Annotated in this window: 9 protein-coding genes; 8 read left to right on the forward strand and 1 reads right to left on the reverse strand. The window is 39.7% G+C overall.

Features of this window, described 5'->3' with window-relative positions:
* Nucleotides 1-47 precede the first annotated feature (47 nt).
* Nucleotides 48-1,049 carry an ornithine carbamoyltransferase gene (locus ACRD69_RS21290; RefSeq protein WP_430817166.1) on the forward strand — a complete coding sequence of 334 codons (1,002 nt, stop codon included), beginning with the start codon at nucleotides 48-50 and terminating at the stop codon, nucleotides 1,047-1,049.
* A 148-nt stretch (nucleotides 1,050-1,197) separates the two neighbouring features.
* Complete coding sequence (locus ACRD69_RS21295) at nucleotides 1,198-4,053, forward strand: S9 family peptidase (RefSeq protein WP_430817167.1); 2,856 nt, start codon at nucleotides 1,198-1,200, stop codon at nucleotides 4,051-4,053.
* A 238-nt stretch (nucleotides 4,054-4,291) separates the two neighbouring features.
* Here ACRD69_RS21295 and ACRD69_RS21300 read toward each other — a convergent pair whose 3' ends face one another.
* Nucleotides 4,292-10,177 carry a carboxypeptidase-like regulatory domain-containing protein gene (locus ACRD69_RS21300; RefSeq protein ID WP_430817168.1) on the reverse strand — a complete coding sequence of 1,962 codons (5,886 nt, stop codon included), beginning with the start codon at nucleotides 10,175-10,177 and terminating at the stop codon, nucleotides 4,292-4,294.
* A gap of 182 nt (nucleotides 10,178-10,359) precedes the next feature.
* On the opposite strand from ACRD69_RS21300, the gene ACRD69_RS21305 reads away from it, so the two are divergent.
* The 6 genes from ACRD69_RS21305 (at nucleotide 10,360) to ACRD69_RS21330 (ending at nucleotide 20,575) form a co-directional block, all read left to right on the forward strand.
* Complete coding sequence (locus ACRD69_RS21305; RefSeq protein WP_430817169.1) at nucleotides 10,360-12,366, forward strand: alpha amylase C-terminal domain-containing protein; 2,007 nt, start codon at nucleotides 10,360-10,362, stop codon at nucleotides 12,364-12,366.
* Nucleotide 12,367: 1 nt separating this feature from the next.
* The gene (locus ACRD69_RS21310; RefSeq protein ID WP_430817170.1) at nucleotides 12,368-14,068 is read left to right on the forward strand and encodes an alpha-amylase family protein; all 1,701 of its coding nucleotides are present in this window, start codon (nucleotides 12,368-12,370) and stop codon (nucleotides 14,066-14,068) included.
* A 300-nt stretch (nucleotides 14,069-14,368) separates the two neighbouring features.
* A complete protein-coding gene (locus ACRD69_RS21315) occupies nucleotides 14,369-15,670 on the forward strand; it encodes an MFS transporter (protein ID WP_430817171.1) in 1,302 nt (433 codons plus the stop codon).
* Between the two features lie 93 nt (nucleotides 15,671-15,763).
* The gene (locus tag ACRD69_RS21320; RefSeq protein WP_430817172.1) at nucleotides 15,764-16,936 is read left to right on the forward strand and encodes an MFS transporter; all 1,173 of its coding nucleotides are present in this window, start codon (nucleotides 15,764-15,766) and stop codon (nucleotides 16,934-16,936) included.
* 378 nt (nucleotides 16,937-17,314) lie between these two features.
* Nucleotides 17,315-19,489, forward strand: a complete 2,175-nt coding sequence (locus ACRD69_RS21325; RefSeq protein ID WP_430817173.1) for a hypothetical protein — start codon at nucleotides 17,315-17,317, stop codon at nucleotides 19,487-19,489.
* Between the two features lie 453 nt (nucleotides 19,490-19,942).
* On the forward strand, nucleotides 19,943-20,575 hold the full coding sequence (locus ACRD69_RS21330) for a GNAT family N-acetyltransferase (protein WP_430817174.1): 633 nt from the start codon (nucleotides 19,943-19,945) through the stop codon (nucleotides 20,573-20,575).
* The last annotated feature ends 513 nt before the right edge of the window (nucleotides 20,576-21,088 follow it).

Below are 21,088 nucleotides of genomic sequence, written 5' to 3' on the forward strand. Positions count from 1 at the left end.
GTTAATTAGTAGAAACAAATTAGTAACAATAAATAAAATAAAGAATTATGGCATTCAATCTTAAAAATCGGAACTTCCTGAAGTTATTGGATTTTTCACAGGAAGAGATTAAGTTTTTATTGAAATTGTCGCAGGACTTAAAAGCAGCTAAATATGCTGGTATTGAGCAGCCTCGTATGACAGGTAAAAACATTGCTCTGATTTTTGAAAAGTCATCTACACGTACAAGATGTGCTTTTGAAGTAGCGGCTCACGATCAGGGAGCTCATGTTACTTACCTTGGACCTTCAGGTTCACAGATTGGACATAAAGAGTCAATGAAAGATACGGCTCGTGTATTAGGTCGTATGTACGATGGTATTGAATACCGTGGTTATGGTCAGGCTATTGTGGAAGAGTTGGCAGAGTATGCAGGCGTACCTGTTTGGAACGGTTTAACTGATGAGTTCCATCCAACACAAATCTTAGCTGACTTCCTGACCATGATGGAGCACACAAGTGTACCATTGAACCAGGTATCATACGCTTACCTTGGTGATGCCCGTAACAACATGGCTAACTCATTGTTAGTTGGTGGTGCTATTATGGGAATGGATGTTCGCATTGTTGGTCCTTCTTCTTTACAACCGGATGCTGACCTGGTTAAGCAGTGTCAGGAAATTGCTGAAAAATCAGGTGCTACTATCACTATCACTGATGATGTCAAAGAAGGTGTTGCAGGATGTGACTTCCTTTATACCGATGTTTGGGTATCAATGGGTGAAGCTGATGAGGTATGGAAAGAGCGTATTGACATATTGAAGCCATACCAGATCAATAAAGAAACAATGGAAGCGACTGGTAACCCGGCTTGTAAATTCTTACACTGTCTTCCTGCATTCCACAACCGTGAAACAAAAGTAGGAGAGGAAATTTTCCAGAAGTTTGGTTTAGACGGTATGGAAGTAACCGAAGATGTGTTTGAGTCTCCTGCATCAATCGTTTTTGATCAGGCTGAAAACCGCATGCACACTATTAAAGCTGTTATGGTAGCAACTTTGGGCGCTTAATTAAACGCTGCAAAATATTAGTAAGGCATCTCATTGTTGAGGTGCCTTTTTTAATGAACAATTATGTGTTTTTGCACTTAATTATAGTGAATATCAAGCAATCAGGTACAATGTTTTTTTTATCTTCAATGCTTTAAACTTATTTATCATGCATAATTTTTTAGTGAAAATAACCTTAATGGTGATGATGGTCTGGTTAATACTAAGCCCGTCGGTTGCCGATGAAAAAAAGAAACTGGATGCATCCGTTTATGATGGATGGAAATCCATTAACAGGGGCTATGTAATCTCCAATGATGGTGCCTTTGTTTCCTATGTTATCCAACCTCAAAAAGGGGATAGCTACCTTTATTTATACAATGTAAAGACTGGTGAGCTCGATTCAGTGCCTCGTGGAAAATCACCACTGTTCTCTCAAAGTAATCAGTTTCTGGCGTTCAATGTTTCGGCCCAGGCCGATTCAGTAAGGGCTTTAAAACTGAAGAAGACCAAAAAAGATAAAATGCCAAAAGACAGCTTGTTTATTCGTAACCTGGCCACTGGTGAAATGACCACAGTTGCCGGTTTAAATAAATGGAGCGCACCTAAGGACGGTGGTGACTGGCTGGCTTATATGCTTGAGAAAGAAGTTAAGAAGAAGGAAGAACCAAAAGACACTTCAAAGGTAGAAGAAGCCAAAAAAGAGAAGAAGGAAGAGAAGAAAGAAAAGGATAAAAAAGACAAAAAGAAAAAGTCATTTAAATCAAAAGGTAAGCCTCTTGTATTTTTCCGTCCTTCGACCAAAGACAGTCTGTACCTTGAGAAAGTGAATCATTACGTATTGGCAGGAGACGGTTCTGCGGCCTATGTGGTGCAAAGTGTGGGTGATACAGCTGAAGTGTCAAAAGTGTTGAAGTTTAATCCTGAGACTTTTACCGTTGATACCCTATTCAAAGAAACAGGTAAGATTCAGAAGATTACAAGTGCCTACGATGGTCAGCAATGTGCTTTCTATTTTTCTCCTGATACTGCCGATGCCAAAGTGTATCGCTTGTACCTTTTCGGATATAAAATGAAAAGTCCTTCCATGGTTATTGATACCATGCATGCAGCAATGCCTAAGGAGTGGTCGGCACGAACAAAAGGAAGATTGAGCTTTTCCAGAAATGGTGAACGTTTGTTTTTCGAAGCAGGAAAGCGTCCTGCCGAAGAGCCTGAAGATACATTGACGTCTGATGAAAAGACACATGTCGATATCTGGAACTGGAAGGATATGGATATTCAGCCGATGCAGAAAAAGAATCTGAATCGTGAAAAAGACCCTACATATGGTTTCGTATATCATGTAAAGAAACAAAACGTTGTTCAGTTGGCTGATGAACAATTGAAGTCCGTTAATGTGCTGGATAAAGGCAACTCGAATATTGGCATTGCTTATGACAGTCAGCCATACCGTTGGGCACGCACATATTCAGGACGCTGGTCATCGGATGTGTATAAAGTTGATGTTGAAAGTGGCGAAAGAACCTTGTTGTTAAAAGATCAATCTGGCGATGCCAAGGTGTCGGAAAATGGCAAATGGGGTGTTTACTATAACCCATCTGATGACGAATATTATTCTATTGATATTGTCTCAAATACAAAACGCCTGATCTCAAAAGGAGCGAATGTTTCTTTCGCAGATGAATTAAATGATACGCCTAATGAAGCAAGGGCTTATGGTATTGAGGGCTTTACTGCTGATGGTAAGTTTGTGATCGTGCGTGACCGATACGACCTTTGGAAACTTGATCTGACAGGTAAAACAAATGCAGTTTGCCTGACAAACGGACAAGGGCGTAAGAACACAACCGAATATCGCTATGTGAAATTAGATAATGAAGAAAAGTACATTGATCTGAAAGGACAATTGTTACTTGAGACTTTTAATGATGTCAATAAACAGGCTGGTTTCTCATACTTATCTGGTAATGCCATTTCTGAAATTATGATGGGCGACTATCGTGTTTATGCTCCTAAAAAAGCCAAACATGCTAATGTGATGGCCTGGCGTAAAGGTGATTATGTGAATTATCCAGAACTAAGGGTTTGTAATGGTGACTTAAATGACTCTAAAATCATTAGTAATACAAATCCACAGCAAAAGGAGTATGTATGGGGTAATATTGAATTAGTTGACTGGATTGCTTCAGATGGATTAAAGCATCAGGGTTTATTGATTACACCTGAAAACCTTGATCCAAATAAAAAATATCCAATGGTATCATATTTTTATGAACGCTATTCTGATAACTTACACGGCTACCGTTCTCCGGCTCCAAGTCGCTCGACCGTTAACTGGAACTTTTATGCTTCTAACGGATACGTGATTTTTGTACCGGATATTTTCTATCGTGATGGTGATCCTGGTTTATGTGCCTATGAGGCAATAGTCAGCGGATGTTTGGCAATGGCTGATCGCTACTCGTTTATCGACCGTGAGAATATGGGAATACAGGGGCAAAGCTGGGGAGGCTACCAGGTGGCATATCTGGTAACGCGAACCAACCTTTTTAAAGCAGGTATGGCAGGAGCACCTGTAAGCAACATGACCAGTGCCTATGGTGGTATCCGCTGGGGATCAGGTATGAGTAGACAGTTCCAGTATGAGAGAACCCAAAGTCGTATAGGAGGAACTTTATGGGATAAAACAAGCAAATACATTGAGAATTCGCCTGTGTTTTTTGCCCCGCAAGTTGAAACTCCATTGTTAATGATGCATAACGATAATGATGGTGCTGTACCATGGTACCAGGGAATTGAGTACTACATGGCACTTCGTCGCCTTGAAAAACCCGTATGGATGCTGGTTTATAACAATGAAGAACATAACCTTACCCGCAGGGCCAATTCTAAGGATTTAAGTATTCGTATGATGCAGTTCTTTAACCACTACCTGAAAGGTGAGCCAATGCCTGTATGGATGCATGATGGTGTTCCTGCTGTTAAAAAGGGAAAAGACCTGGGCTATGATTTAGTGGAATAACTAATCAATCAGATGATATTATAAAAAAGAGGGTGTCCACTATTGAGACACCCTCTTTTTTATGGCTTTCAAGTACGAACCTATTCCTTTAGGCTTATCATGCAAGGCATCTGTTCTTACAAGGCATTTAGCGTGCCTTTACAGAGCCATACACGTTGTCATTATATGGTCGTATACCCTTTCCTTAACGAGTTGGGTACTCCTGACTTTAAATTGTGATGGACCAATACATTCAGTTTTATTTCACTAAGACTCTTTTTGTCTTGTTTCTGCCATATAAAACAGGAAAGTACATTGATTCCATCTTAGCAGGGTTTATGGTAAATGATCCGCTAAATCGTGGTACTAATTGAATTTCAATACTTCGTTGTCCTGGCTTCAAATTCTGATAATAGATATTAAGCTTTTCTTTATAATATTCGCGATGTGCTTCGCCCCAACCAGCTCCAGGCTTCGCTGCATAAGAGCATCCGGCAGGAATTGGAATTTCAAGCATGATGTATTCCGCATCTTTTTTAACATCAATATCTACTTTCAGGGTATATGCTTTCCCTGTAGTAAGAATGCTTGTTTCTAGTCCGTTGTCTTTCCAGTTACTGGTGATCTTAAACAAGTCATCTTTGGCTTGGGGTGCAGGATTGAAAATACCTTGCGCTATCCCGGCGAAAACGGTTTGGTGGCCTGTTTTGATTATGCTTATGGCATCCGTCTTTATGGTTTCAGTATAAGGAAATTGACTGATGTCTGTTTCTTCATTATTGTATTTGATGGTTATACTATTGGAGCTTTCGCTGTTTGTCTCTGTTAGTTGAATAAAGTCATCAACAAGACTATAAAGCAGGGAAGAAGAGTAATATGTATTTCGCCAGTAACCGTTTTTCCGCTCTTCGAAAAAGTAGTTTCTGATCGCCGGAATGAGATGCTGGTACTCCGGTTTATCTTTTAGTAACTGATACATTAACAGGGTAGTATTGATTTGATTGTTACTGATGTGAAATGACTTCTCACCCCAATAGATACTTCCGTATAAAGTGGAATCGCATTGTTGAACAAGGTGACTGATGTTTTCATTTATCCCTGCCTGTTTTCTGACTAAATACCACTTCACTGTATCGCTGAAGCTGAAGTTCTTTCGATTAATGAGTTCAGACAGCGATCTGTAATCGGCTTTATAATTGAGGGCCGATAGCATGTGTAAGATGTCCAGACCTTGATGGTCATTGTTGCATGCCTGGAGATTTGACAGAATTTGCCGGCCCAGAAAATCAGTGTTAATCCTGATTTCATAACCATTATTTTGGGCTAGAAGCAATGCTTTCATCACATGTGTGCTTACCCATTCGTTACTTTGATTGCCGGACCACCATCCCCACATACCGTCTGTGTTTCTTGATTTTTCCAAGCGTTTGATCAGCTTTTTAACAGCATGCTTGTGCTCAAATACTTCTCCTTTAGCTTGTATTATTTTCTGTTCAGTGAGTAAACCAATCAGTTTAGAAGCGGCTTGTTCATTACACAGGTAGCTATAGTTGCGCAGGTATATGCTTTCATTAAGCAATATGTCTGTTGGGTTGGAAAGTAGTGATATCTGTGTATAATGATCTTTATTAAGCTTCCAGGTTATAATGGTATCATTGGCAAGGGCCATAAATTGACCAATGTTATCAATTGAGCCTAATGGCTGAACGGGAATATTACGCTTCTCACCATCTTTATAATCGTCTTTCTGAATGGTGTATTGTACTGAAATGGTATCCCGTGATGATGCATGAACAAGCATGCTATCCAGCTCAAACTTATCTATTACACTTGCATGTTCTGTTACAGAGTTATTAGCACGTAATGCTCGCTTTACCAGTGCGCTGTCGGGTAGGTAGTTAAGTGTTTTGCCTTTGACCATAACAGAATCTCCTTCGGTCAGGAAGAGAGGAGTAATAAGGTTAGCTGAAAGTGGAAGGAATGCCATTGTTTGTCCGCTCCATGAGCCGGTATGTCCCTTAGGTGAAATGGCCAGAATGTGTGACTGCCAGTTGGTGATGTCATCCGGATAGGTGACGCTAAATGTCACCTCGCCATTTTTGTCGGTTTGCAAAGCTGGTTGCCAAAATGCCTCGTCTTTAAAATTACTTCTTAAGCCTTTGTTGTTTGTTGGTAATGTTAAGTGGGCTGTTTCACTCAAATTGGCCTTTACAAATGGAATTACAGTATTGCCTTTGAGTGTAAGCATGATTACGCCATTGGCAGCTCTTGATCCATATATCGCTGTTAAGCTTTCATCCTTAATGGTTTCAATGTTCTCTATGTTGTCGCTGTTTATATCTGCCAAATTACCTTCGTATGGCACACCATCAATTATTATAAGTGGTGTTGAGCTGGTTGTACTGCCAATACCTCTGATTCGAACCTGCGCACTACTGCCCGGGATCATATTTACACCGGCTACACGGCCTTGCAGGGCGTTGACAGTTGACACGGCTGCAGTAAGTGATTCTTTTCTTGTTGTGCCATAAGCTACCACCACTACTTCGTCAAGCGCCATTTCTTCAGACTCAAGAATGATATGACCAAATTGCCCGCTGTTGACAGGTATGGTTTGTTGCTTAAAGCCAATAAAGCTGCAAATGACGTTCGATGATGCGTCCGGAACCATTAACTCATATTCTCCATCCATATTTGTGACAGTACCAAACCTGGTGTTTTCAACCATAATGGTTGCCCCGGGGATTGGATCGCCTGTGTCGTCCTTAACAATACCACTGATCAATAGGCCATCTCCGGCTGTTTCCCAGTTAAAGCTTTCTAATATCCTGCTTTTAACAGCAGCCTGCCTTGTTGTGGAACTGCTGATCTTATTGCTTTCTATTAATGCTATAACCTGTTTTATGGTATCATCAGATTTTAAAGAATCGGCTTCAGTCACATTAATGTAATGTGTTCCTCCTCCTTGCAATTGCAGGCTGTCCTCTTCAAAATAGCGTTTGTTGTTAAGGACGAACAGCAAGCGGTAATTGCCCTTCTCCAAATCATGAAATGTTTTATCAGCACCATTGTTAATGCGGATGAAATTGGGATTATCATTCTTAAATAATAAGGTGTATAAAAGGGCATTGTTTTTCTCTTTATCATTGGTGTAGCGAATGTGTAAAAGCGTATTGCCGCGTGCCGTTTGTGTAGGATTATAAAAAACCGGACGATGGGAGATACTAATGTTCTTTGTGTTTTCCATCAACTCATACATCTGTTTCCTGGTCCATGCCATATCTTTTAAACCAGGCAGCGTAGGATCGTTTGTCAAGGTTTTATTGACAAAAAACATGGTGTGATAAGTGGATTTCATTTTTATCTTATCGCCACTTACCTCATAATTATAGCCTGGTTCGTGCATAAAACTCATGCTTGATAAGCCCGAGTAATTAATGAGGGCCTGGGTGTTGAACGGGCCTGCGACAAACTGCCGCTGGTATTGGTTATGACCGGTCGATTTTAGCAGTTTTATGTTATCGAGCTGCCTGACAAATACCGGCCTGTTCCATTCATTGACAGTAAAGGGGGCGTATAATTGTTTTAATTGTCTTTTTTCACTTGCGGTAAAATAATCTTTTCTTTCGCGCACTGTTGCGTCTTTGTGTTTGGTAGGGTCAATAGAAATGATGTTCTTCTTGTGAAGCGTAATCAGTACATTTTTTATCGATATGTCAAATTTAGCTGTACGAATGCTTATGTCTGTAAGGCCATTCTGACATAAAAAGCTGTAGGGAGGATTGGTATTATCGACCGAGGAGTATACAATGCGGTTGTTAATCCAGATGATGTGTGCCTGTTGCAATTCGCCATCTATAAACACGAAAGGCGCCACTTGTGTTTCGTGTTCTTTGGTTGGAATGCGGGTCTGATAATAGCCATCCTCAGGGTAGATAAACTGATAATAGGAGATGGAGTCCAGTTGCATGCGCAGATTCCAAAGCTCATAATCTAAATTGAAGCTGGCTGCTTTACCATCAAGTATATCGGCATTGTTTGTGTAGTTGTTACGCATGGTTCTGTCGGGCCTGTGCTTTCCATAATAAGGTAATGGCGGAGCACTGTATTTAAACTTTTTAGTCAGTCCCAATGCTGTCACATCAACATTTGATACAGGTCTGTTTTTGTAATCACTTACTCTGATAGTTATCTCCTCTGATTGTCCGGGATTAATGCTTTCAGGATTATCAACTGTTAGTTGCAGTTGCTTTTCCCTCATTGGTATCGTATAATCCTGCGATTGGGAAACACCACCCCATTGGTATTGAACTGACAGGTAGTAATTATGCGTATTCCGGGCGCTTAGCGTAGTGTCAAGAGCAGACGAGTAGCCTCTGCTTATCGCTTTATTCTTTTTGTAAATGGTGTAGTAAAAGGGTAGGTTCTCAGTATTGTTGGAGCGAATGTCAATGTGCTGATGGTCGCGCGTAAACGAGAAACCAAGCACGGGCTGATGATCAGATAAATGATAGCTATGCTCCACTTTATCAGCCACTACACGATAGGTGGCAACATGGTTGTCTATTGCTATTTGGGCAGGTAATTGTATGTTTTTTTCTTCGATAAGCAGTTTGTTATTGTCAAGCGTGAAAAGGCGCGCATTTTTCCTTATGGTATCTTGCTCCTTCATGTAAACAAAGCGCAAGGTATTACCTTCTTTCGATGCTACTATTTCTTCTTTCCGGTGCCAGTATCTAAAGGATTTATACTTGGTTATCAGTTCGTTGTCAGCGTTGGTAAAATGGGCAATCAGCTTATAGCGCGCATTGATGTTTGGAAAGGTACTGTCAGGAATAAGGATAGTGGTTTCCGCATTGCTGTCGAGTGCTTGCTGATGACGCCATAGTGTGTCGGGTATGTGTACCAGTCGATCGGTAAATTCCTGATGCCACTTATCATCGAGTAAATACAGTTCAACAGAGCCATCGGGTATTTGATAACCATTCATGTCTTCACCTTTAGCTGTGATCTTTACTCGATCACCCCTGGTATAGTCGCTTTGGTTTGTTTTAAATGTGTAGCGAATACCGTTTAACTCATAATCTTCATATTTAAATGAGCATGATGCCAGGTGGGTCCATTTTTTAGGACCAAAATATAGAGAGATGTAATTGTCCAACTTGAAGTTCAAGGAGTCGTGAATGGCAAAGCTAAAATGATAACTCCCCTTATGACTGTGTTTGGCTATGCCAAGTTGCTTATATCCATTGTCATAGTAGTATACGTTTATTGCGCCATTGTAGGGCTTACCATTGTCCTTGCAAACGTATGTTTTGACTTTTACGGTATCACCAGGTTTATATTTGGGCTTGCTGAACACGCTGTAGGCGTCATCCCACTTTTCTTCCCTGTTAAAGCATTTGCTCCATTTGTAAACAAAACCATGTGGATTCCCATGATGAATAGAGTAATAAATATCTTTAAACGGTTTGATGATGTAATAGGGCAATCCATAGGTTCCGTTAAAGCGAATGCTTCTGTATATATCATAGGGCAGGTACACTATTAGTTTTACAGGTATGCTTATATATTTTAAAGGAAATGAGAAGAGTATCTGGCGTGTTACACTTCCTTTTTTTACCAGATTGTCAATATAAAAATAAGATGTGAAGCCTTTGTGCCTGACCTCGATCATACCCTTATAATGTTTGTTGTTCCAGTGGTAATTGTTGGTTTTCTTATTGAATACCAGTTTTCTGCTGTTTATGCGTGCAGTGGCGTCTGTTAGAGTATTTCCATCTTTATCGTGTAATGTAAAGGCCAGGTCAGAGTAATTATTGTGCAAAACCAGTTGTATGTCGCTAAACGATCTGTAGGTGTATTGAAGTTGGTTGTCTTCAACAGATACGATAAGATAATCACCCTGTGGTAAATTCTTTGAAAGAGTGGAGTCGTTGGGGATGCTGTCTCTAAGGTTGGTAAACCATGATTCATCAACTTCACTGAGACCTTTTTTGTGAATTTTCCTCGCCTGTTCGGGCTTTATCTCATAAATAAACTTGTAGTAACTGCTGCGCCTGCTTTCTGGCAATTGCTGAGCTTTTAAACTAATAACAGGGATCAACAGGATAAGGGTTAAGATAAAATTTTTAAGACTTGGCATATATTTATGTGTTTAGGTTATGCAACGATTTGTATTAGGGATGCAGGCCAAACACAGATTCCATAAACGAGAATGTTTTTTTTATGAAAATTCTTTACCTCAAATTAACAGAACCCTAAAAAGAATAGTCGTATATTTATAATTCCCTTTCAGCAATTCAAATCCTTTGAATTAATATGCGTATGCCAAATCATATTTCTAAAATTGATGCATTTTTAGAGCCCTATAAAGCAACAATAGATAGTCGGTTAAGAGCCGCTCTGGAGAAAGAGAGAAAATTAACAGACACCTCGCTGTTCGACTTTGCTAATGGTTACCAGTATTTTGGACTTCACCAACATGATGACGGATGGGTCATTCGTGAATGGGCGCCTCATGCTACGGCTATTTACCTGACTGGTGAATTCTCCGATTGGGTCGAGAACGACTCATATTTATTTAAGCGCATTGATAATGATGTGTTTGAGTTGTATGTTGGGAGTGATGTTATCTCACATCGATCATTATATAAGTTAAAGGTTGTTTGGCCCGAAGGCAGTGGAGAGCGTATTCCTGTATGGGCTATGCGCCTAGTGCAGGATGAAAGTACCAAGTTGTTTTCGGCACAACTATGGAGTCCTGATCAAGCCTACCAATGGAAAAACGATAATAAGCGAACAAAGGTTGAGGTACCATTAATTTATGAAGCTCATATTGGTATGGCCACCGAAAAAGAAGGGGTTGGCACATACAGGGAGTTTACCACAGAGCTATTACCCCGTGTGAAGGCAGCCGGTTATAATACCATACAGCTAATGGCTATTCAGGAGCATCCGTATTATGGTTCTTTCGGTTATCATGTGTCCAGCTTATTCGCTCCAACGTCGCGCTTTGGCACACCCGATGAGCTGAAGGAACTAATCGATACTGCCCATGGCATGGGAATAGCTGTGATAATGGATATTGTCCATTCACATGCTGTTAAAAATGAGCTGGAAGGCATAGGACTGTTTGATGGCTCGCCGTACCAGTTTTTTCATGATAATGAAAGAAGGGAGCATGAGGCATGGGACTCCCTTTGTTATAACTATGCAAAACATGAAGTTTTGCACCTCTTGTTATCCAATGTCAAATACTGGCTCGAAGAGTTTCATTTTGACGGTTATCGTTTTGATGGTGTTACCAGTATGTTGTTTCTTGATCACGGATTGGAACGTAGCTTTACCGATTACCATATGTACTTTGATGGAGGGCAGGATGAAGATGCACTGACCTATTTGCTGCTGGCCAATAAACTGATGAAGCAGTGTAATGCTAATAGTATCAGTATTGCTGAGGAAATGAGCGGTTACCCGGGGCTGGCCTCTCCAATTGAACAGGGAGGTATAGGTTTTGATTACCGCCTGGCTATGGGGACGCCCGATTTCTGGATCAAGCTGATCAAAGAACAAAAAGATGAAGAATGGAATGTAGGTAATATATTCTATGAGTTATCCAATAAGCGCGATGAGGAAAAAACGATCAGTTATGCCGAATCGCATGATCAGGCTTTGGTGGGAGATCAAACAATCATATTCCGTTTGGTAGGAGCTGATATGTATTGGGCAATGAGTAAAAAGGATACTAGTTTATCCATTGACCGTGGTATAGCACTGCATAAGATTATTCGTTTGTTAACTTTTTGCTGTGCCGGTAATGGATACCTGAATTTTATGGGCAATGAGTTTGGCCACCCTGAGTGGATTGACTTTCCACGTGAGGGTAATGACTGGTCCTACAAGTATGCCCGTCGTCAATGGAGCTTGGTTGATAATCCTGAATTACGCTTTGTATTGCTTGATGCCTTTGACAAAGCCATGGTTGCCTTACAGAATAATGAGCACTTTATCAATGAAGCTCAGATTGATTGTCTTGAAGCTAATGAGGGAGATCAGGTGCTGGCTATTCGTCGAAAGGACTTACTGTTTGTGTTTAACCTGAATCCATCAGAATCATTTACCTTTTACGGTATACCGGCTGCCGCTGGTAAATACAATATTATTCTTAATTCCGATGATTCAGCCTTTGGAGGATTTAACCGCGTTGATGAAAGTATTGATTATTATACAAGACCTGAAGCGCAGATGTCGAGCAGGCATCGCGTACATTTGTACCTGCCCAATCGTACTGCCTTAGTTTTAAAACATACACCACCCAAAAGATTATTTTAATATGGTTAGTCAAAAAGTGATACTATATCAACTTTTTCCGCGATTGTTTGGGAATACAACAACCCAAATGAAGGTTGATGGAAGCAGAAGTGAGAATGGAAGCGGTAAGTTTAACGATATTAACAATACATGCCTCAGGGAGCTGAAGAAAATGGGTATTACCCATGTTTGGTATACCGGTGTTATTGAACATGCTGTTGTTGAGGGATATCCCGATAATAATATTTCTGATGGTAATCCGCTGGTGATAAAAGGTAAGGCAGGTTCACCCTATGCTATAAAGGATTATTACGATGTTAATCCCGATCTGGCAGAGGATGTTAGTCAGCGGATGGGGGAGTTTGAAAGCCTTATTGACAGAACGCATAAATCAGGTTTAAAGGTATTGATCGATTTTGTGCCTAATCACCTGGCAAGAGAGTATGGTTCGGATTCAAAACCCGAAGAGCTGCATGACTTCGGTGTGGATGATGATACATCACAGTCGTTTGATGCCAATAATAACTTTTACTACCTGCCGGGTAAGAAGCTGATGTTGTCAGACGCAATAAAAAAACGCTTCCCTGATAGAACATATGAAGAGGAGGTGGCTAAAGCTACCGGTAACGACCAGTTTACTGCCACGCCTGATATTAACGACTGGTATGAGACCACTAAGCTCAACTATGGGATTGATTATTCCAATGGAGGAAAGAAACACTTTGAGCCAATACCTGATACCTGGACTAAGATGAAGCATGTTTTGCACTATTGGGCCGCCCTTGGTGTTGATGGGTTCAGGTGTGATATGGTGGAAATGGTTCCTGTTGAATTTTGGAATTGGGTGATTCCACAGCTTAAGCAAGCTTTTCCATGGTTAATATTTGTGGCAGAAGTGTATAATCCAAAACTGTATAGTGCTTACATCCGGCAAGGAAAATTCGATTACCTGTATGATAAAGTAGGCTTATACGACACTCTGATCGATGTGATCAAAGGTGATCGTTCTGCATTGGATATTTCAGAATGCTGGCAGCAATTGGATGGATTAGATAAAAACATGCTGCGCTTTATGGAGAACCATGATGAGCAGCGACTTGCTTCGCGATTTGTTGTGGGAGATCCCGGGCGAGCCATACCGGCCATGGCGGTCTCAGCCTTTATGCATCAAGGACCATTGATGATATACAATGGGCAGGAAGTGGGGGAAAAAGGAGAAGGACCTACAGGTTTTAGTGGTGATGATGGCAGAACCACGATTTTTGACTACTGGAATATGCCCGAGCATCAGAAGTGGATGAATGATGGTTTGTTTGATGGTGCTTTGTTGTCAGCCGGCCAGCGATTATTGAGAGATGCATATATCACCATCAATAAGTTGTGTGCAGAAGTCGCCATTGGCGATGGATTGTTTTATGATATCATGTGGCAAAATTCTCAAAACGAAGCTTTTAATTCAGATAAACTATATGCTTTTTTGCGTTATAGTCAGAAACAAAAGTTGTTGATTGTGGTCAATTTCGATACGGCAGATCATAGTGCATCGGTGCAATTGCCTTCCCATGCTTTTGAAACACTGGATATTCCACGACCTATAAAAATCGACTTCAAGGGTTTAAATACCAAGCTTGGTTTTGCTGCCGGTAGTGAAGAACTAATCAGTGAAGGTTTGCCCCTGGTGGTGGAGGCATTGGGTTATGTCGTATTGGAGATGGAGTATTGATTAGGCTCATAGGTGAATTAACAAGACGACAGTTCAATAAATCAGCTCCTCGATAGCTATTTACAGTTATATCGTTTAGTGGTTGAGAAGTTTAGTGGTTTAATAGTTGAGAAGTTTAATAGTTTAGTAGTTTAATCGTTCAACTTATAAACTCTTAAACCCTTAAACAATTTGACAGTTCATCAGTTCGACAATTCGACAGTTCATCAGTTCAACAGTTCATCAATTTCTCAACAGATTAATGAATAAACAAATAACAAATAAGCCAATCGCCAAAATTCCGTTGTATCTTTGCGCGCGATGAATATTTTCAAGGGACTCACAGATAATGAAGCGCGCACTTTGCGTTTGCATTTATTCTATAGTAGTATTGATGGTATTGCGAGTGGGGCGTTGATCCTTAATGAATTTATCTTTATTAAATCGTTAAAGGGATCGAATGTGCAGCTGGCCTTTTTGTTTCAATTCAGTATGGTGGTGTTTCTGTTTGCCATGCTGGCCAATGAGGTCATGCGACGCTTTTCAAACCGCAAGCGCTTTTTGCGTATAACAGGCATCATAACCCGTCTTCCATTAGTGGGTTTTGCCTTATTTCCCAATGTGACCGGAGAAACCGGCTTAGAACCCGTTTATCATTTAATATTCTTAACCGTCTTTTTGCTGTTCCATACCTCTAAAATAGCGGTGGTGCCTTCCATCAATCAATATTTAAAAGGTAATTACCGGCACGAGTTGTTTGGTAAACTCTTTGGTTATGCTACTACCATCAATAAAGTGTGCGTGCTGTTATCCACCTTTTTAGTGGGTGAATTGCTGCATTTTAACCCCAATTCATACAAGGTGTTTTATCCGGTAGTTGGTGTGTTAGGGGTCATCTCAGTTTATCAACTCACCAAGATTGATTTTATTCAAAAGGCAGAAACCATTACTAAGCCCATATGGCACGCAGTTGGTGATTCTTTTCAGCGTATTCTTGAAATCCTCAGGAATAACAAGGCGTTTCGCCATTTAGAGATAGGCTTTATGCTCTATGGCTTTGCCTGGATGAGTACACATGCTGTGGTGACTATCTTTTATAAAGAAGCCCTGGATGTCAACTATCCCACGGTGGCGTTCTACAATATACTGTTTAACCTGGTGGCCATAGGGCTGTTGCCCTTATTTGGCAAGCTGATCGGTAGTCGCGATCCGCGTCGCTTTGGCATATTAACCTTCGGCTCGTTAATGCTCTTTATCTTATTTACTGCTTTAACAGAGTATTTTCCCTATTACTTTGAGGTGTGGAATTATAAGATCTACTACCTGTTTTTGGTGGCACTGTTCTTTAACGGTGTTTTTATGGGAAGTATGCCAATATTATGGGGTATCGGGAGTAGCTATTTTTGTAAATCGCATGAGGCTGCCGATTATCAGTCAGTCCACTTGTTTTTGACCGGATTCAGGGCTTTGTTCGCCCCAATTATCGGTATTAAACTATATGAATGGTATGGCTTCAGTATTACCTATGCCGTTGGCATTGTATTACTTGCTATAGCAATATTTCTGATGATCTATTCTGAGAAAAAGATCAAAGTTGTGGCGGAACATAACAATCAGGAATAAGCGCGCATATTCGGTTTGAAGGCTTGAATGCTGATTAAACTTCTTCGTTCTGTAAACTTTATTTCTTAATTTCGCGGGCTAAAATTATTAAGGATGTACGCTGGCAATATTACAAAGCTTTATCTGATTAAAATAGCCAAATGGTTTATGCTGACCATGCCTATCCTGATGTTGTTCTTCCAGGATCTGGGCTTTACAGTTGAAGAGTCATTTCAGCTGAAGGCTATTTACAGTATTGCCATTGTTGTATTTGAAATACCCTCAGGTTATGCGGCTGATGTGTTGGGACGCAGGCGCACTTTGATCATTGGAAGTATTTTGGGGACCCTTGGATTTGCTATTTATTCTTTTACTTCCGGATTCTATGCTTTTTTAGCAGCGGAGTTAATTCTTGGGGTAGGGCAAAGCTTTATAAGTGGTGCTGATTCAGCCATGTTGTACGATAGTTTAAAGGCCGACGGACGTGAAAATGACTACCTGAAATATGAAGGACGTAATTTCTCAGTTGGTAACTTTAGTGAGGCCATCGCTGGTTTTGCAGGAGGGGCACTGGCTGAAATAAGCTTGCGCACACCATTCTTTTTCCAAACAGGCATCGCCTTTATTGCTGTACCGGCCGCTTTTATGCTGGTTGAGCCGCAACTGTACACCCGTACACAAAAAGCCACCTGGAAAGATATCTGGAATGTGGTAAAATATGCAATGATTCAAAACAAGAGTCTGCGTTATAATATAATCTACTCATCTATTATTGGATCGGCTACGCTAACGATGGCCTGGGTGTATCCACTATACCTTAAAGAGATCGGCTTTCGTGAGATTCAGATCGGTTCGGCCAGTACGGTACTGAACCTGGTGGTTGGCATGACCACATTGTTTGCCTATAAGATAGAACAAAAGCTACGGCCAAAGTCAACGGTATGGGGAACAACCCTCGTTATTACCGGGGCCTTTATTGCCGCCGGATTATTTCATTCCTTATATGTATTACCGGTGCTGATTTTCTTCTATTTTTCAAGGGGGATCGCCACACCTGTTCTCAAAGATTACATCAACCGTATAACATCTTCTGATATCAGGGCTACTGTTCTTTCTTTGCGCAGTCTGATCATACGCGCCAATTTCTCCATATTAGCGCCTTTGTTTGGTTATATGACCGACCGTCTGTCACTTGCCCAGGCATTTATTATCATCGGTATCATATTTATGGTACTAACCGGCTCCAGTATCTTTTTATTCCTGCGTTCGCTGGAGAAGAATAATTAGCATTTCATACCCAAATGTGAAAGAGAGCTAACAGCCGGCATTGCTTTGCAGTAGTGACTTTCATAAATATTAGTCGGGTTGTTGATAACTTTTTCATCTTCCTAAAAGCATGTTTTTCAATGTGTAATATAGACCATGGTTTGAAGAGTCCAATGTTTTTTTGTTGAGATATTGGAATGATTATGTTTTTTTGCAACATTTGTGTTTGCAGTGTTGTATCCCTTTATAATACTGCGTTTCGTTAAGTTGTTGATTTGCAATGGTCAATGCATAAGATATGTTATGGGGTCATGATATTGCGCATTAATTACCAGGCGATTAAGAATTAAATAAGGTTGATAATTATTTTAATAAAGGGCAGGGAAAGAAAAATAAAAGATGTCAGTAAAGTCGACAATATATACAACTCAAAGGCGTGTATGCAATTTATTGCTTATGCTTGTATTGTTGGCTGCTTGTAATGCATCTTTGTTTGCCAATGTCACTTCTGATAACAAACTCACCTTACAGGAAAGCTTTAAAAAGGCGGTGTACTGTAGTAACGGATCTGGTAAAACCGCGTTCGAAGAAATACAAGCAATCGATGGACGTAATATGTCCTTAGATCTTATTATTAAGCCGCGCTCCATTAAAAAGCAATGTGTTATTGCAGAACAAACCGATGGTATAAACGGGTATCGTTTACTTCAGGATGGTCGAAACATTGTGTTTGAGATGAATGTGAGTGGCTTCACTCATCGCTCCGTTGCCACCAATGTGTTAGATAAAGGCCAGCAAATTTTTGTGAGTGCCTATTGCAATGATGGATATTTGGGAATTAAAGTAAATGGTAAAAAACCGATCAATTCTGTTTATCGCATCGGGGATAATAAGTTCGCCAAACTGTTCAATGCAAATAGTGATTCGGATGAGTTAATGCAGTTAAGTTCATTAACCAATAAGGAGTTTAATAATTTGTCTGTTTTTAGAAAAACACTCAGAAAAACCTTAGGCAGAAAAAACTATAAAAAGTATAAAGATGAGATTGTAAGTCTTGCTTTGGAAGAAACAGAATTAGATCACATCTATATCGCAGATAACTTTTCAATCAGCAATTCAACATTACATGTCGGTAAAGCCAAGGCAGTATCTGTTGAACAAATACGAGTGTGGCAACCGGCCCGCCTGCTGTCGGGTGGCAATAAAATAGAGTTAGTCACCGAAGAAACAAAAGTGATTGAGCTGAAAATGCTTGTAGCTAAATGTCATAAACCTGTTGACATAAGCCGTGTAAACAGAAGTGTTGTTGTGAAAAATACTGATCCGGCAGAACTTACAATCACTGCAAGTCTGAATGAAAGTGCAGAACCTTCTGATTATTATGCCGGTAATAATTTTAAAACTGCTGCATCAGAATCTAATTTTCTCAAGTGTCTCTCAACTAATCAATTTTCCAATATACTAGCTGATGGCTTAATAACATCAGAACAAGCCGCAACAGTTTCTTTAAACACTCAGTCGATATTTGGTAGCTATGCCGATAAAGTATCTGTGTACGAACATGTTTTAAGAAATGGATCTCTTGAAAACTATTTTTTAAGAACTGAAGAAGAAACTAAATCTTACATACACCCTGGTTTTAAAAAAGCAAAGTATTTTAAGGGAGTTAAATATGTTAAGCAGAATTTAGTTGAATATTCTGAGCTTGCTTCCCTTTCAAACTCAGTTTTTGTAAAAGAGGAGCAGCAATCACTGTCAAGTAATAATCGGGAAATGGAGAATGAAAACTTCATTCCTAAAAAATCATTCCTGAATTATTTATCAGAGTTGAAAAGTATAGAAAATCAAAATAAGTTTTATGCTTCTCAAAATTCAGGTCTTGTTTCTAAAAAGGATCGTATTACAAACCTGAACAATGCGGTCGTTGGTCAGAATTTCTATATTAAGCAGTCTGGCTTGGTTGGCGAGAAATGTATTTTTAAGTCTGAAGCGTTATTGAGTTGTTTTCATGTTTCCGGTAATTGTTCAGATGGTGTGAAAATATGCGATACAAATCGATTTAAATATGTTAACTACAATATAGGGTGTGATGACACTTTTTACTCCGGTAACTTAAGTGAATATGCTCACATCTGTAGTTTCAATAATGGTGTTGTATATTCTAATAAAAGATATTCGACTCTGTTATTAGGGGTGTCTTCAGATTTAAATGATTCGAAACATACTTATCATAATAGAGTAGCTTTCAGTCAGCAGGATAGTGACATATCAGGAAGTGCCAATGAAATATTTGATAACAATAGAAGAAGTTACCGCGGGTCAGTTAAGTTAAATAGAATTCCTGCACCCGATCGGGACTTTATTAAATTGTCAGATCGTTCATTAGCACAGTTAAATAAACAAGATCGCAAGGATTGGATCTTGTTTGGTGAGATATCCCAAAAATCGTCCTCAAGCTTTGCGGGCATTTTGCAGAATGCGTATGAAGGTCCACCTGACATACCTGATCGAAGCAGAGGAATTTATTGTCAGAGCTATTTGAAAAATGTCAAAGTCCGGCATGGTAAAGGATAGATCCTGGTCAGCCAGCGGATGTATCCAAAAGTAAATAGGCTCAAGTTAGCAAGCAGTCCAGCTACCAAAGTGGTGTGGAAATGTTTATTGACTCATTGTATTCTATTGTTATGTATAGCTTTTACATGGCATTTAGACGCGTGTTCCTATACCTCAGAATTAAAGGCCGGTATCCATAAACCATCATGGATTGCTTACGTATTCATTTATTTCCTTAAAGTAAGGTGTACTTTTAAAGGTGTAGCCTTTTTTTTGCCTGATCAGCAAACTGCTTTTTACTTGTTGTGAACCAGTATTGTGTTCATAGTCACTCTTAAGGGGTAAAAAGGTATCCTGTATGTTTCCCTTAAACACCACTTAGGGACTTAGCTTTCAGAACTAAATAATTTTATTATTTTCGTTGCCCATTTTAACAAAACACTATGTATTACATGGTGTACCAATACCCTTTTTATGGATACAATCTATTTTGAGCTACCTTTAATTGAATGGATAGGTTATTTGGCATCAACCATTGTACTGATATCATTAAGTCTTTCTTCCATTGTTAAACTGCGTATTTATAACCTTATTGGCGCCGCCATATTCTCCTTTTATGGCTTTTATATTGATGCCTTGCCGGTAGGTATAATGAACCTGGTTATTTGCTTCTTCAATGTGTATTATTTACGCTCTTTACTGTTTAAAAAAGAAGTTTTTGAAGGGATATGGTCCGATAAGCCGGATGAGTATTTGCGACTGTTTTTAAACTATCATATGAAGGATATACAGCGCTTTTTTCCAGGATTCAGTGCTGAACAGGCAAAGACATCTCAGATGCTTGTAGCTGTCCGTGACATGAATGTTGCAGGAGTGATGTTACTATCCGACCGTGGTAATGGATCAGCCGATGTCGTACTGGACTATGTCACGCCCCAGTACCGTGATTACAAAACGGGTAAATACCTGCTTAAAAAGTTCAGACGAATGATGATCGATAAGGGAATCAAACAGCTCAATGCCACGTCGCAAAACGATATGCACATTAAATATTTGCAAAAAGTTGGTTTTGTTCAGACGGGTGAGACCTTTGTGTTGAAAATTTAGTCTCGGATGTTTGGATGTTAAAGTTCTCAACTATTCAACTGTCATATTGATTATTGTCTAACTGATGAACTGATGAACTGTCGAACTGATGAACTGATGAACTGTCGAACTGATGAACTGTCAAACTGTTTAAAAGTTTATAAGTTGTACGATTAAACTGTATATATTGATAAACTGATTAACTGTCTAATTGTCTAACTGAATTGTTGATAGTTTAAAAGTTTATAAGTTGAAAAATTAAACTACTCAACTATTCATTTGTCGAACGGTCGAGTTGTCGAACGGTCGAATTGTTTATAAGTTGAACGATTAAACTAATAAACTGCTAAACTATATTTTTTAACCAAGCTGTAAATAGCAGGCTGTAGGTCTGCCATATCATAGCGTTTTAGTGTTCGAAAAGATTCAAACATTCACATATATAGTGTTTTGCAAGCTGTAAATCAGCTCTCCTCCTGGCAAGGAGGAGTACCTCGACGAAGGAGAGGGGAGGTGGTTTTAAGTCTTTTTTAT

Source organism: Carboxylicivirga agarovorans (genome assembly GCF_050589845.1).
Classification (GTDB): domain Bacteria; phylum Bacteroidota; class Bacteroidia; order Bacteroidales; family Marinilabiliaceae; genus Carboxylicivirga; species Carboxylicivirga agarovorans.

What these genes read in the sequence shown, in the direction of transcription:
- ACRD69_RS21330 (WP_430817174.1), top strand. Translation starts at nt 19,943, where the DNA reads ATGGATACAATCTATTTTGAGCTACCTTTAATTGAATGGATAGGTTAT.
- ACRD69_RS21320 (WP_430817172.1), top strand. Translation starts at nt 15,764, where the DNA reads ATGTACGCTGGCAATATTACAAAGCTTTATCTGATTAAAATAGCCAAA.
- ACRD69_RS21300 (WP_430817168.1), bottom strand. Translation starts at nt 10,177, where the DNA reads ATGCCAAGTCTTAAAAATTTTATCTTAACCCTTATCCTGTTGATCCCT.
- ACRD69_RS21290 (WP_430817166.1), top strand. Translation starts at nt 48, where the DNA reads ATGGCATTCAATCTTAAAAATCGGAACTTCCTGAAGTTATTGGATTTT.
- ACRD69_RS21325 (WP_430817173.1), top strand. Translation starts at nt 17,315, where the DNA reads ATGTCAGTAAAGTCGACAATATATACAACTCAAAGGCGTGTATGCAAT.
- ACRD69_RS21295 (WP_430817167.1), top strand. Translation starts at nt 1,198, where the DNA reads ATGCATAATTTTTTAGTGAAAATAACCTTAATGGTGATGATGGTCTGG.
- ACRD69_RS21305 (WP_430817169.1), top strand. Translation starts at nt 10,360, where the DNA reads ATGCCAAATCATATTTCTAAAATTGATGCATTTTTAGAGCCCTATAAA.
- ACRD69_RS21315 (WP_430817171.1), top strand. Translation starts at nt 14,369, where the DNA reads ATGAATATTTTCAAGGGACTCACAGATAATGAAGCGCGCACTTTGCGT.
- ACRD69_RS21310 (WP_430817170.1), top strand. Translation starts at nt 12,368, where the DNA reads ATGGTTAGTCAAAAAGTGATACTATATCAACTTTTTCCGCGATTGTTT.